The 14,529-nt window shown below is 35.7% G+C and carries 12 protein-coding genes and 1 pseudogene; all 13 read right to left on the minus strand.

Annotated features, from left to right (window positions below):
* Positions 1–49: 49 nt before the first annotated feature.
* Positions 50–598 carry a phosphatase PAP2 family protein gene (locus tag ACOH2D_RS00720; RefSeq protein ID WP_449534092.1) on the minus strand — a complete coding sequence of 183 codons (549 nt, stop codon included), beginning with the start codon at positions 596–598 and terminating at the stop codon, positions 50–52.
* Between the two features lie 389 nt (positions 599–987).
* Positions 988–1,461, minus strand: coding sequence for a PepSY-like domain-containing protein (locus ACOH2D_RS00725; protein ID WP_449534093.1), 474 nt, complete (start codon positions 1,459–1,461; stop codon positions 988–990).
* Between the two features lie 246 nt (positions 1,462–1,707).
* Entirely contained in the window at positions 1,708–2,274 is a 567-nt protein-coding gene (locus tag ACOH2D_RS00730) for a polysaccharide deacetylase family protein (RefSeq protein WP_348035480.1), read from the minus strand.
* 692 nt (positions 2,275–2,966) lie between these two features.
* The gene (locus ACOH2D_RS00735) at positions 2,967–3,194 is read right to left on the minus strand and encodes a hypothetical protein (RefSeq protein WP_348035482.1); all 228 of its coding nucleotides are present in this window, start codon (positions 3,192–3,194) and stop codon (positions 2,967–2,969) included.
* A 307-nt stretch (positions 3,195–3,501) separates the two neighbouring features.
* Entirely contained in the window at positions 3,502–4,770 is a 1,269-nt protein-coding gene (locus ACOH2D_RS00740) for a sensor histidine kinase (RefSeq protein ID WP_449534094.1), read from the minus strand.
* Positions 4,771–5,451: pseudogene (locus ACOH2D_RS00745) on the minus strand (response regulator transcription factor). It abuts the gene before it with no gap.
* 184 nt (positions 5,452–5,635) lie between these two features.
* Positions 5,636–8,635 (minus strand): efflux RND transporter permease subunit, encoded by a 3,000-nt coding sequence (locus ACOH2D_RS00750; protein ID WP_449534095.1) that lies wholly within the window; start codon positions 8,633–8,635, stop codon positions 5,636–5,638.
* Complete coding sequence (locus ACOH2D_RS00755; protein ID WP_449534096.1) at positions 8,632–9,552, minus strand: efflux RND transporter periplasmic adaptor subunit; 921 nt, start codon at positions 9,550–9,552, stop codon at positions 8,632–8,634. Before ACOH2D_RS00755 ends, ACOH2D_RS00750 begins: the two co-directional genes overlap by 4 nt.
* Before the next feature lie 2 nt (positions 9,553–9,554).
* Positions 9,555–10,835 carry a TolC family protein gene (locus ACOH2D_RS00760; protein ID WP_449534097.1) on the minus strand — a complete coding sequence of 427 codons (1,281 nt, stop codon included), beginning with the start codon at positions 10,833–10,835 and terminating at the stop codon, positions 9,555–9,557.
* A gap of 580 nt (positions 10,836–11,415) precedes the next feature.
* A complete protein-coding gene (locus ACOH2D_RS00765) occupies positions 11,416–11,964 on the minus strand; it encodes a 1-acyl-sn-glycerol-3-phosphate acyltransferase (RefSeq protein ID WP_348035911.1) in 549 nt (182 codons plus the stop codon).
* 1 nt (position 11,965) lies between these two features.
* Complete coding sequence (locus tag ACOH2D_RS00770) at positions 11,966–13,048, minus strand: iron-containing alcohol dehydrogenase family protein (protein WP_348035910.1); 1,083 nt, start codon at positions 13,046–13,048, stop codon at positions 11,966–11,968.
* A gap of 11 nt (positions 13,049–13,059) precedes the next feature.
* Positions 13,060–13,785 (minus strand): HAD family hydrolase, encoded by a 726-nt coding sequence (locus ACOH2D_RS00775; RefSeq protein ID WP_449534098.1) that lies wholly within the window; start codon positions 13,783–13,785, stop codon positions 13,060–13,062.
* Complete coding sequence (kdsB, locus tag ACOH2D_RS00780) at positions 13,776–14,504, minus strand: 3-deoxy-manno-octulosonate cytidylyltransferase (protein ID WP_449534099.1); 729 nt, start codon at positions 14,502–14,504, stop codon at positions 13,776–13,778. The genes ACOH2D_RS00775 and kdsB overlap by 10 nt, the downstream gene beginning before the upstream one ends.
* Positions 14,505–14,529: the final 25 nt, after the last annotated feature.

Consider the following 14,529-nt stretch of genomic DNA (forward strand, 5'->3'; position numbering starts at 1 on the left):
TCGATATAATGGTACCAAATTAGAATCCAGTCCATAATCATTAATTCTATTAGAATATATACCTAAAACCTAATAGATAATCACCTTCAATGGTGCCAAAAGTGAGCTCCAAATGCTCTAGTTGATATTCGTTTGTAAAAAGCAAAGTGCTTCCGATCCCAACAACTGCGCCGGCCAAAATATCCCAACCATCATGCCTTTGGGCATCGAGCCTGCTAAAAGCCGTAAATCCCGCTATGGCATATGCAGGAATACTATATTTAAATCCGTAGCGCTTGTGAATAAATGAAGCGCCCTGAAAGGTTGTGGAGGTATGGCCCGAAGGAAAAGCATAATCACCTTGATCATGAGGTCGTGGTTTATTTATGGATACTTTTAATACATAGGTAAGAGCTTGATTCAGTAAAAACCCCTTAGTAAATTGCCAGGTTCCCTGCCTATCTTCCTTAAATAAAGTAACTGTTAATGCAGCGACAGGAACCACAAAAAAACCAATATCTCCTGCAGTTTCGACCCCTGACTTTTGAGCGTTAATCGTATAGCAATTGAACACTAGAAATACAGTCGTAAGTGGTATAATGATTAATTGCTTGCGCATTACTTTCGTTAATATAAAGTGATTTTTCGTTAAAGCATTTCTCCTACGCAATGATCGCCATTTTTTTATTTTAATCAAATATAGAATTTAAATCTTTAGAAAAATTAAAACCTATTAAATCCTCATTATGAATATCATACCAACGCATTTAAGGAGTCTCTCTTAACAAAAACGGTAAGCGTTGAGTCCTTCATCGCCACTAATTCGCCAACAATTTGTGCATAAGAAAAGCGAGAAGGAAACAATTTAGATGTCCTTAAAAAACACTGATTAGGATTAATTATGGTCAAAAACAATCTGCAAATCTAGAGGAAAATTAAAGCCCGATCTAAGGTCAACAAAAATCCCGAAACACAATAGCATTTCAGGAGTTTATCATTCTAAATCAATCACTTAAAAAATCGCTCAATCATTCTCATCATCATTTTATTTTTTAATTTAGTTTTTTCAATCTTACCCTCTGGATTGATGGCAATTTCCATCTCGCTCTTCCCTTTTTCGATCATAAACTCATACAACATTCCCTCTTGGGTCTCAGATATTTCGGCTTCTTCAATTTTGTAACCTGGATATGCACTCAATAAAGAAGACTTAATGTTTTGTGGAATGTCCTTTACACTTATTTGATGTTCGGTTTCTTTCCAAGTCCCATCTTCCCTAAAATTTGCAGAATATTTCGTGTTATTCATTTTGAACTCAGCTTCCCATTCGGTGGCATTTTCTTTATCCCATGTTACTTTGGTTGCTGTTGGGAATTTCTTTGTGAAGGCCTCTTTTACTTTTTGTGGCAACGGATCGCTTGATGTAAAAGCAAACATGACACAGACCAGAAATGTTCCTAAAATAATTTTTAATGTTTTCATCTTTTATCCTTTTTTAAATTAATCTTTTCGTAAATGTATAACTCAATTCTAAAGATAGATTAAAGGAATTCTAAAGGGTTTTTAAAGGCCAGTTATTATTATTATTATTATTATTATTATGGAACAACAAATCATTGAAGGCAATGAACTACTTGCGGCTTAGTTTATCAAAATTAGAGTCTCGACTTCTGTTTGGAATTCAATTAATTACAATCCCATTTTGAGTAGACAAATCCAAACGGGAACTTAAATTTTGATATCTGTTAAGAATCCTCTGATTGTCGTAAAATCACCTTCTTTCTTAATTTTTTGCAGAAATGTGTCAAACTTGTAGCACATTTTATCTCCTGAGATTTTCTTTATATAAACAGGAATATCAAATTCATTGAGATCTGCAAATTCCCAAGGGTGAAAATATAAATGTAAGTACCCATCTTTTTTTAAAGCTTTTAAACAAAAAAACAGGTATATCTTTAAAGCCATATTTTTAAAACTTAACCAAAACAAAGGAATCCTGAACAGGGTAGCTACTGAAAAAGGGACTATAATAATTCCAATATGCTTAACTATTTTTCGAGACTTATTGAAATTATTATATCTGTTAGGGATATATGTAGGATTTAAAGAGGAATCGTAATGATAGCCTGCTTCCTTTATAAGATGAGAATCTAATGTCTTAAGTCTTGGGCTTCGAATTCCAACGATTTTAGTACCTGAAATCTCTTCAAGCTTTTGTTTTGAAGATAAAACATGGTCCGGATTATAGTCAGAATGATAGCAAAGATGCGAGGCAAGTTCGTGGCCTTCATCCACAATTTTTTTATAAGCTCAGAATTATTTTCTGCGTAGTACGCAGTTGTGAAAAACGTAGCAATCACTCAATGCGCCTTTAAAAGTGCTAACACTGCTATTAAACCTTCGGTCGTGACCTCAAGTTGTCTTTTTTTAGTTATTGTTAGATGATATTCAATTGGCAAATCAAATTCCTCTAAATCCAAGGTTATCAGTAATTTATTGTTCTTGATTTGATTCCAATTATGGATACAAAATTAACGAATTCATTTAATATTGTTTTGAGTCTAAAATTTGTGAATTGAATATCTTCTCTTGGATGGACGTTTAAGCTTTTTATAGTGAGTTTTTGTTTTTTTACTTCTTTAAGGAATTCGAGTTCAAAATTAAAACTATCAATTTTTGTGGTTAAAAAAGCAATTCTTCCTTTTTTCATTAAATCCTTTTAAACCGGCTTGGGTGTCGATACGATTAAAGCCTAAGATTAAAAAATTGGAGCATCTTAAGCTAAATGATAATATGCGTCTAAATAAGGGTAAACTTCCATGATAATCATATGTTCTATTACTTATGATAACATCATTTTTTTGAATTTTCAAAGCTTCAAAAACATGATAAACAGCTTGCTCTCCAAAAGGAAAATCCCAATCTGAATATATATAATACTTTGAATTTGCATTTTTCAAACCCGTTCTAACAGCAAAACCTTTTCCTTAATTCTCAGGGTATGAAACTATTTCAACATTATCATACCTATTTCTTAGATAATTTTTTCCAGCTTCTAAATCACTTGTTAAACCATCATCTACCATTATAATTTTAAATGATGTTTTAATAAATAGTATGTTTATGACTTTAATAGAATCATCTAAAAGATTTACCCAATTTAAAATTGGGTTATAAATCGGCAAAACGATAGATAATTCCGGCTTTAGATTCATTTATGTTTTAGTTATTGCTCTTACCAACTTTGAGGTGAAAACCTCATAATTCACTACAAACCAATTTATTGAAAATAAATGACACCATTGTTAGAATCCACTGAAATTAAATCAGATAATTTTAGCGGGACAAGAAGGGCAATTTCACAAACTGCGAGGAGGAAATAATCTATTCTTAATAAAATCTCATATGAGCTATATTACTGGTTAAACACTAAAAAATATAACCAGCCATGGCTATAAAAAAATGGATCTATCGTAAGAGTATCCAATGCGATGAGGAGCATATAAAGTTGCGATCTCAAAGTTATTTATTAAATTTTATTTGGAATATGTGCTGTCCAAAGCCATTTCTTATTGAAGACTGAAAACGATAGGTTGGCGTAAACCCATAGTACTCACATATTTTGTTTACAATAGCAAGTCCTAAACCTGAGGATTGCTTATGATTTCCTTCCCTATACAAACGCACAAAAAGTTTTTCTGGTTGTATTAATTCCTGTTTGCCACTATTGGAAATCAACAGCGTATTGTCATTGGTAATAATAGCGATACGCTCCTCTCTATTTGTATATCTAATAGCGTTTGATATAAGATGAATCACTAAAATGTCAGCCAAAAACGGATCCATCACTACAGATAGTTCCGTTTCAGAATTATAAAACAGGTTATTTATTTCCAATTCCTTAAAATCCTCAATCTTTTTGTTTATTAATTCGGTAAGGTTAACGTTTTCTAATTTCACGAACTGATTATTATCTATTTTAGTAAGTGTTATGATTTTTTTATTGAGTTGTTTCAAACGTTGGATATCCATTTGAATGGAAGTTATTTGGTCAAACTGCTTATCACTGATGGCATGTTCATTAATGATGTTATCTATTTTTGCCTGAATAATGGCCAGAGGCGTTTGAATTTCATGAGAAACATTTTCTGTAAACTGTTTTAAGCCCTCATAATCCACCTTGACTTTACTGGTTAATAGTTCTATTTGACTTTTCAAATCCGAAAACTCCAACACATCACTATCTGCTAAGCGTATAGGTTCCTTTGAGGTTAATGAAAATTTTTTCATTACTTCTAAATTATCAAAGAACGGTTTCCATAACTCTAAATTTCTAGAAGTATTATAGTAGAAAAGAAATATAAAAGCCAACACAAAAATGCTGATGTTTGAAATAACAATGGCCAATAAAATATCCTCAGATTCTACAACCAAGGTTCGAATGGTGATATGGTAGTATTCCTCGTTAATTTTTTTATAGGTTGAGAGTTCCCTAAAAAGTTTCATTTCGTCTTGAGAAGGGTCATACATAAGTGTGTCCTTTAACACTTCCTGTTTTAAAGCGTTTACTTTTTTAATCTCTGTAACTGGTGGCAACGAATAGATTACTCCTTCATTTTTCAAGGCAATACTAACTCGTGCTTCAGCTGAATACAGCGCCTCCTCCACCTCCTTTTTGAGCAAGTTTTTTGTGTAGAAATAATGCGATATGCAACTAAGGATAGTTAGAACGAGCCCTGTCAAAATAAAGGTCTTAGAGGTTTTCCATATGAGTTTGGTCTTTTTTGCCACTTATGCTTGGTCTTCAACAAATTTATAGCCACTGCCATAAGCCGTTTTTATATACTTGGCACCTTCTGCAGTTAATTTCTTTCGTAAATTATTGATGTGCACGTATATAAAGTCGAAATTATCCAATACATCACTATGGTCGCTCCACAAATGTTCTGCAATGATTTCTTTGGAAAGCACACGGCCTTTGTTTGAAATAAAAAACACTAACAAATCATATTCCTTTCGCGTAAGTGCAATTGACTTTCCATTGACATAGGCAGTTCTAGATTTGGTATCAATGCTTATTTCATGAAATTCAATAAAGTCATTACCTCCAAATTTCCCCCGACGAAGTATCGCAGTGATGCGGGAGTTAAGTTCTGCAAGATGAAATGGCTTGGTCAAATAATCATCAGCGCCAAGATCCAATCCCTCTTATTTATCACTTAACGAATTGTTTGCTGAAATAATAATAACACCAGCAGTTTTCTTTTCTTTCTTGAGTACTTTCAAAATATCAAGGCCACTGCCTGAAATAAGGCAAATATCTAATATGATGACATCGTAATCATACATATGAATTTTATCAAAGGCTTCATCATAATCTGAAGCAACCTCACAAACATTGCCATCACGTGTTAAATACGTAGCGATGGATTGTTGTAAATCTATTTCATCTTCGGCTATTAAATATTTCATGTGTCTATAATTACCTCTATAAGTTTCAAATAATAAATTTAATATTGGATGCTCAAAAATTTCTAAAGTAGCTACAGATGAGAACACCATGGTTCATACCCATTTCATCAAGATGTTAAAAAATATTTAAATTTTTTAAGATTCAACCTCACGGAAATAAAAAACAATCCATAGTTCATACCTTCTATTCTTTTATCAATTTTAAAATTGTTGGTAACACAACGAGCAAAAGAGGTAAGGCAAAGATCAATCCTCCAATTACGGCAATAGCGAGTGGCTGATGCAATTGTGCCCCGGCGCCTATGCCCAAAGCTAAAGGTAAAAGGGCCATAATAGCTGCAAATGCAGTCATTAGCTTTGGACGCAGACGGGCAGCTATGGCGTATTCAATTCTTTCAATATGTGATAAGGACGCGTCACCTTCTTGATATTGCCGGTACGTGAAAATTGAATTTTCGCCAATGATTCCAACAATCATGATGATGCCCGTATAACTACCAACATTTAATGGCGTTCCGGTAATATATAGACTCAACAAACATCCTGCAACACCTAAAACTGCAATAACGATAATGGCCAGCGCTATTTTTATCTTTCTAAACAGAAACAAAATAACAATGAACACTAACAAAACTGCCGAAATCAAAATCATCATTAATTCTTTAAATGCTTTTTGTTGATCTTGATACGCACCACCATATTCTATGGTATAACCTGCCGGAAGGGATATGTTTTTGTTCAAGTGACTTTGTACGTCTTTTAAAGTTGAACCTAAATCGCGATTATTCAATCGGGCAGTAATAACGCCCATCGATTTTTGATTTTCACGATTAATTTCTGCCACGCCTTTTCCCATTTCAATTGAAGCCACAACATTGATAGGAACGCTGGCGCCACTTGGCAATAAAATAGAGGTGTTTTTTAAATTTTCAACCGAGGTTTTATAAGCATCCGGATAGATAAGTCGAATATTCACTATTTGTTCTTTGTCTATCATGGTACTCACCACAGTACCTTCAATTTGGGTCTGAATTTGTAATTGAAAATCGGCAACGGTCAAGCCCAATTGTGATAACACTGGAACATTTGGAATAATAGAGACAGTTGGCCCGGCAACAATGACGCCATCGTTGACATCGGCAGTACCTGCTACTGTTTCGAGTTCTGTCGCAATTTTTTTCGAAAGTAACTCCAAAATTGTCACATCATCCCCAAAAACCTTGACCTCAATAGGCTGTACCGAGCTCATCAAATCGCCAAGCATATCGCCAATCACCTGTCCAAAATCAATAGTGAGTTGTGGAACGGCCTCTTCAACACGTTTTCTTATTTCGTCAGAAACTTTCGTGGTGGTTTTGTTTCGTTTGTCTTTCAGTTTTATTAAATAATCACCACGGTTGGGCTCCGTAATAAAAAAACCCATTTGCGTTCCTAATCTGGCGGAATACGCCTCTACTTCTGACTGTGTATCTAAAACACCGTTCACAATTTGGAGCATTCTATCGGTTTCTTCAAGGGTTGTGCCGGCAGGACTATAGTAATCCAAAACGATGCTACCTTCATCCATTTCAGGAAGAAAACCAGAGGGCAAACGCGAGGGAACGATGATGAGAACAAGAACACAGAGTCCAAAAAAAAGAATGCCAATGATTGGTTTTTCCAAAACACTGTGAATCCATTTGGTTTTGGGCTCATGTTTATGTTCCAACGTTTTATTTCGTGTAAAAATAATGGACAGCACTGGCACAATTAACCAGGTGGCCAAAAACGAGGCGGCCAGTGCAATTATCATACTAAATGCCATCACTTTAAAATAGGCGCCGGCAACACCTGTCATCAGCACAAAAGGAATAAAAATAACCAAGGTACTCAATGACGATCCTACCATGGCAGGAAATAGATAAACAATGGCTTCATGTGAAACCCAAGTTATGGACTGTTTCGGATTTTCTTCTCTTATTTTATGAATTTGTTCAATAATGATGACCACATCATCTATCATGAGGCCGATGGCGGCGGCAATAGCGCCCAAGGTCATAATGTTGAAGGTATAACCTATGGCATCCAATAAAATCAATGTCAATGACAAGGATACGGGTATGGTAAACAAAACAACCAAACTGGCAGAAAAAGAGCGGAGAAATATAATGACGACTACAAGCGCCAATACCAATCCAATCCATAAGACATCTTTGATACTAGCAATACTCGTATTGACAAAATCGGCTTGTTTATAATAGAGTTTTAAAGTGACCCCTTTGGGAAGGGTTTTCTGTAACTCAGCCACCTTATGTTCAATGGTATTATTGACCTCTATTAGATTGGCGTTCGGCTGTTTTATGACAGCAATCAGTGGCACATTCTTACCATTGGCAAGGATTTTCACGTATTCTTTGACCTCATTAACTTCAATAGATGCAATATCCTTGAGTCGAATCAATCGATTAGGGCTATTAATAATAACCAGATTCTGCAAATCCTCCAGATCATCTACCGCATTATCAGTGAGCGTCAGATACATGCGATTGAATTCTGTGATGTAGCCATTGGATTGCAACAGATTGGAATTCACAATGGCATTTTGAATGGTCGTAATCGAAATCCCCAAAGACTTAATAACATCGGGCCGCAACACCACTTGATACTCCTTGTCCTTACCTCCTATCACTGCAATATCAGAAACACCGGGCGTTGCGGCCAGATAAGGTTTGATTTGATATTTGGCAATCTTTTTTAGATCGACTTGCGATAAACCATCGCCTTCCAAAGAATACCCCATAACCGGCAAAATGGAAGGATTCATTTTTTCGACCGAAAAAACCGTGTTTGGCAACACACTGCTTCGCGATTCATTGATGAAAGATTCTATTTGTGATTTGGCCGTATTGATATCAACATTCCAATCCAGATAAACAGAAATCTCGCAACTTCCACGAGAGGTGGTACTACGAATGTACTGTAATCCCTCTGTACGACGAATGATGTTTTCCAACGGAATGGTCACCGTCGTCATCATTTTATCCACCGGTTGTTGCCCCGCATCGGCAATCACTTTAATCTTCGGAAACGTAATATCCGGAAATAGGCCAGTCTTTAAGTTTTTGTATGTAAAAACGCCGCCCAAAAGTATAAGAACGCCAATGGCAAGCAATGGATATTTATAGGTAGCGTGCAGGTTTCTCATTGCTTTTGAATGTTTACAATCGTTGAATCCTGCATTTGATAACCACCTTTTGTGATCACAACATCATTGACTTTTAACCCTGCCGATTGGACTTGCACAATAGAATCGTTTCTTAAAAGCGTGGTCACAGTTTGCTTTATGGCCATAGAATCGTTGACCACTTTCAGCACCCAATAGTCTGTGAGCAACTCATTAGTTTGTAATGCCGTTTTAGGAATGGTCATGGCTTGAGCAGCTTCTTTATATATAATACGCACCTGAACATTTAGATTTTCAGGAAGATTTCCATCAGGCAAGGCAATTAAAAAAACTTGCGATTGTGCAACAGGATCTATAGTAGGTAACATTCCTGTGATTTTCGCTTTAATTGTTACTTCATTTTGTAAAATGATTTCGCACATTGATCCAATCTTTACGGCATCTTCATATTCATAGGGCACATTTAACTGAACCACTAAGGATTTTGGCCGTACTACGGTGGCCAATATATCGCCTTCGGCCACATAATCATTTTGGGTCACACTAAGCACAGAAATCACGCCTGTGGCGTTGCTCCTTATGGTAATGGGATTCACGAATTTCTCCAAGGAACTATCGATTTTAACCGCCTCTTTTAAGGCATCTTGCTCCTTGGTTCTAACCGATGCAAAAGTTTGTCCACTATTTATTTTATCTCCTATCTTATAGTTCATCCAAGAGATATAACCGGTAACATGAGCCCGTATATTTTCTTTTTTTTGATATAAAGTCACGCCGTTAAAGGTCAAATATTCCTTCATGTCATTTTGCGCTACTTTGACCGTGGTCACATTAATAGGTGCTTTTTTTTCAAGAATGGTATCACTCGACTTTTTACAGCTAAAAGCATTAACAAACAAAATGCAGATGATGAAAATTTTTAGGCCGGGTACTTTCATAATTACCAGTTTATATAATTATACTGGCTCAGCAATAACCAGCGATTGGTTTGCATTTGAAGTTTGGTATAAACGTTCAGTTTGTAATTCTGAATCACTGTTAAGTAATCTACAATGGAGACTTGCCCTTGAACTAATTTCCCTTTATAGATCTCAAGGATGTTTTCCTGTTTTTTTAGTTGCTTTTCCAACAACAGCAGCGTTATTTCATTTTGATTGATCTGCTGACGGATACTTTCCAAATTATTCTTCATTTGGATTTTAGAATTCTCTTTATAAAACGCAAGACTTTCCTCCTTTAGAAGGCTTTGCTGTGCATTGTATTTTCGTTGGTTCCCATCATAGATAGGAATTGTCAATCGGATACCTGCACTAGCGCCAATCTTTCGGTAGATGTTTGGAATTTCACTCGCATTTAAACCGGTATTGGCATAGGCCGATACTTGCGGCTTATACCGACTTTCAAAGACATTTTGATTGGCGAGCAGTTGCAAACTGTCGTTTTCGAATTTCTTTTGATAAAATAAAGAATTGGGATTTGTGATGGCAGTTATAGTTGGAACGTCCAAGCTTTCGGTATTTCCCACAGGCACACTACTCAAGATGTAGAGTTGATTGATGGCCACTTTGAGACTATTTTGAATTTGTTGCAATTCCAGCTTTTTGCTATCAATATCCAACTGGAGCAACAAATAATCACTCTCCATCAACACAGCGCGTTTTACCATCAATTCAACCACTTGCAACCGATTTTCAAGATCCTTTAAGATATCTTTTGTAAAACTCTCCTGCAATTGCAACTGATAGGCGACAATATATGCGTCCGTAATAGTTTTAGTGAGATTGTGTTTCAGTTCTTCCGAAGTAAGTAAAATTGAATTATTCTGTAACTTATTTTGAAATAAGAGACGATCAGTAATGGCCTGATTAAATAGGTTTTTCATCACATTTATTTGTGCAGAATACAGGCCACCATTTGTGATGCTAACATCATATCCAATAGCATTAGCTGATGGTGTCGTTGTGACGTCAATAGCTTTACCGTTGCTATTGAAAAAGGGCGCAACCAAAACATCGGAAGTCACATTCACCTGAAAGGCCTTATTCTGAGCTTGGATAATGGCATTCTGAAGCTCTCCGATTTTTAACAGATTTCTGTTTTCCTTTAAAGTTGGCGTATTCACTTCCGCTTGATTTAAAAAATAATCAAGACTTACCATATCTTGGGCTTCCAATTCGAAACCTAAAATAAATGCAAAAATAAAAAACAGTAATAGCTTCAAAATAATACTTTATTTAACTCAATTAAAGATAGTTATAAATGATTTTACTGCACCTAAAAAGGGTTGCTTTTATAAGTTTAAAAAAATAAACAGATCTTCCATTTTAAAACTTAAATGTCAATAAACATATTTAGAGAATCTAAAGAGTTTTTAAAGAACAAAAAAAACAGAAAGTATGGAGCGATCTAAGCAAGTAAAAACTCTTTAATATCTAATATTTAGGAACCGAGAACCTTATCCAAAACGACATCAGTTCTCTAACTGTTAATAGCATCATAAAAGGCCAACAATTTCTTGTTGGCCTTCCTCTTTCTCATAGCAATGTTTTCACAATCAATATAAAGTTTACACTTCATATTTTAAAAGCTGACCGATCAATTCTAGTCTGCTCTCAATCCTTATAAAATAAAAAGCTACCTTTAAAAAAAGATAGCTTTTGTGTTGCAAGGTTACTAATGTTTCTCTTTAGGGACAAAAAAATGTTTACTGTATGTTTCACTAGTCATCTGCATTCGTCCCTTGTCAAATTGTATGCCAGAGGTTAAATTATGATGACATTGTCCTGAAAATGAAATAAATATTATGAAAGTTTTGGGACTTTCCCTTTGACTCCCGCAAAAAACGAACGCATATACTCAAAATCGGCTTCCATATTATCGGTAGGATAAAAAGGTTCTGCAATCTTGTTTTGTTTGTGCTCAAAATCGAAAGTAAACATGATGATCGGCACATTTGCTTTTTTTGCGATATAGTAAAACCCAGTTTTCCACTCGTGTACTTTCTTTCTGGTGCCTTCGGGAGACAAGGCCAAGCGGAACTCCTCCTTGCCTTCAAATAGCTTAGCAATGGCTTCTACTTTGTTCTGACCAGGACGTCTATCTAAAGGTGCGCCTCCAATGACTTTAAAATAATAGCTTAAAGGCCATTTAAAAAGTTCTTTTTTTGCCACAAAATTGGATTTGATTCCAATAACCCGACGCATCAACACTGCAATATAAAAATCATGCCAACTGGTATGAGGTGCCGCAATGACAACCGCCTTTTTAATGGTGTCTTTTGACATAGTGACATTCCCAACTACTTTCCACCCTAAGATCTTAAAGTAGATAAATTCGTATAACCATCTCATCCTACATTTTTTGATATAAAGCCTTCAATCTTTCTCTTGTAATGGACTGTTTCCAGTTTTTACCAATGGCATTTTCCCAAAGTGGCTCCAAACTTAAAGCCACATCAATCATAATGTCAAATTCATAATCTTCGAGCTGCGAACAAATGCCTTGAGGAATTTCGATATTATGGATTTCTTTCATCTTTTTAAATAAGGCGACCCCTTCTGGATAAAATTCTTCCAAATGATCAAAAACAATGCAATTTCCTATGCCATGTTTGGTTCCTAAAAGATAGCCAAGACCGTAACTCAGGGCATGCGCCACACCTACTTGAGAGTAGGCGATACTCATACCGCCATGCCAAGAAGCCATCATTAATTTGTCCTGTAATTCTTCTTTTGAACCGTTTCCATCAATAAATATTTCCTTGCATAAGTCGAAAGCCTTTTCGCCATAACTCTGACTAAAGGCATTTAAGAAGGTGCCATTTAAGGATTCCACACAATGGATAAAACAATCCATTCCCGTATAAAACCATTGGTCCTTAGTAACACTTTGGGTCAATTCTGGATCTAAAACAACCTGATCAAAAGGCGTGTAATCTGAATTGATGCCCAGTTTCTTTTCAGGCCCTGTCAGTACAGTTGTTCGTGATACTTCGGCGCCTGTTCCAGAAATAGTGGGCACGCCAACATGATAAATGGCCGGTGTTTTTACTAAATCCCAACCTTGGTAATCTTTAGAATGGCCAGAATTAGTGAGCATAATGGCGACAGCTTTTGCTAAATCCATAAGTGTTCCTCCTCCAATGCCAATAATACCTGAAGGTCTGTCCTTATGTTCTAAAATAATCTGCTCGACCAAGTCATCAACCTGAGAGGTTGTTGGTTCGTGATTTGCTGAAATAAAAATTAATTGATCGGCATAAGCCAAAGAAATTCTCGAGGTTAACCAAGCATTTCCTTTGAAAACATCATCTACCAAATAAATAAATGGTGCTCTGGCATTTAATCGTTTTGGCTCTATAATATCACCTAATTGATTAAAACTGCCGCGTCCAAAAACAACCCTGGACACCATTGGGTAATTTCTATAAGTCATTTTTTAAAGTCTTAAACTCTAGTTTTTTGATTTTTGTTCAATAATGGAAGAACCTCCAATAAACTAGTTATGGTTTTATATTTTTTGTTGTCTTTTTCAGTGGCAACGACATGTTCATGCATCCATGTGGTATGAAATGGCACATGAATAGCATTTGCTTTTATGTTTATTAAAGGTAAAATATCTGATTTCAATGAGTTTCCTATCATTAGAAATTCAGAAGGTTTAATATCCAAATGGTTCAATAATTTGGAATAATTAGCTTCCTGTTTATCACTGACGACTTCTATATGATGAAAATAATGGGTTATTTTAGATTTTTCCAATTTTCGCTCCTGATCCAATAAATCACCTTTGGTCACAACGATCAATCGGTAATCTTGAGATAATGTGATCAACACTTCCTCAACCCCTTCCAAAAGATCAACAGGCTTACTGAGCATGTCCTTGCCAATATTCAGGATCGCATCAATTGTTTTATTACTGATAGAATTGTTCGACAGTTCTAAGGCTATTTCAACCATTGACAGAATAAAACCTTTAATTCCGTAGCCATACAAGGGCAGATTTTCTATTTGTCTTTTAAATAACTCCTGATCAATAGTATTTGCCGTTTCATAAGGCGCCATCAACTTTGAGAATTCAAGTTCAGCATCCCTAAAATAGGTTTCATTGACCCAAAGGGTATCATCGGCATCAAAGCCAATCACTTTAATGTTACTATAATCTATTTCCATAAACGTTTTGCGCGTTCCAAATCTTCTGGAGTATCTATTTCGACACCTTCAACATTGGTTTCAATCATTTTAATACGCTTGCCATATTCTAAATAACGAATACATTCTATCTTTTCAGAAGCCTCAATGAACTGCATTGGTAACTTATAAAAATCAAGCAGTGCTTGTTTCCTAAACGCGTAAATCCCTTTGTGCTTAAAATAACGTGCGCCAGCTTCCTTATCTCTTGGATATGGAATGACACTTCTTGAAAAATAAAGTGCGAAATTATTCTGGTCCACAATGACTTTTACCGTGTTTGGATTGCTGATTTCGTCCCAATCATGAATTTCCACCATTAAGGAGGCCAAATCGATTTCTTTCTGATGATCACTTTTAAAAGCGTTCAAAAGCTTCTCTAAACTTTCGCGTTCAGTAAAAGGCTCATCACCTTGTACATTCACAACAATATCAACATCCAAATTCTCAACCGCTTCAGCAATACGATCACTGCCCGACTGGTGATCTTTTATACTCATGATGGCTTTACCGCCATTGTTCACAATTTCATCATAAATGATGGCACTATCGGTCACCACATACACTTCATCAAACAAATTTGTAGCGACGGTAGCTTCGTAAGTTCTGAGAATAACGGTTTTACCCGCCAAATCCTGCATCAGTTTAGCTGGAAAACGTGTGGCACTGTAACGCGCCGGAATCATTGAAATTATCTTCATAGTGGTTCAAAAAAAATCTATCCAA

The sequence above is a fragment of the Gelidibacter sp. genome, assembly GCF_053579655.1.

Coding starts and splice junctions, on each gene's coding strand:
- ACOH2D_RS00720 (WP_449534092.1), bottom strand. CDS start 598: ATGCGCAAGCAATTAATCATTATACCACTTACGACTGTATTTCTAGTG.
- ACOH2D_RS00725 (WP_449534093.1), bottom strand. CDS start 1,461: ATGAAAACATTAAAAATTATTTTAGGAACATTTCTGGTCTGTGTCATG.
- ACOH2D_RS00735 (WP_348035482.1), bottom strand. CDS start 3,194: ATGAATCTAAAGCCGGAATTATCTATCGTTTTGCCGATTTATAACCCA.
- ACOH2D_RS00750 (WP_449534095.1), bottom strand. CDS start 8,635: ATGAGAAACCTGCACGCTACCTATAAATATCCATTGCTTGCCATTGGC.
- ACOH2D_RS00755 (WP_449534096.1), bottom strand. CDS start 9,552: ATGAAAGTACCCGGCCTAAAAATTTTCATCATCTGCATTTTGTTTGTT.
- ACOH2D_RS00765 (WP_348035911.1), bottom strand. CDS start 11,964: ATGAGATGGTTATACGAATTTATCTACTTTAAGATCTTAGGGTGGAAA.
- ACOH2D_RS00770 (WP_348035910.1), bottom strand. CDS start 13,048: ATGACTTATAGAAATTACCCAATGGTGTCCAGGGTTGTTTTTGGACGC.
- ACOH2D_RS00775 (WP_449534098.1), bottom strand. CDS start 13,785: ATGGAAATAGATTATAGTAACATTAAAGTGATTGGCTTTGATGCCGAT.
- kdsB (WP_449534099.1), bottom strand. CDS start 14,504: ATGAAGATAATTTCAATGATTCCGGCGCGTTACAGTGCCACACGTTTT.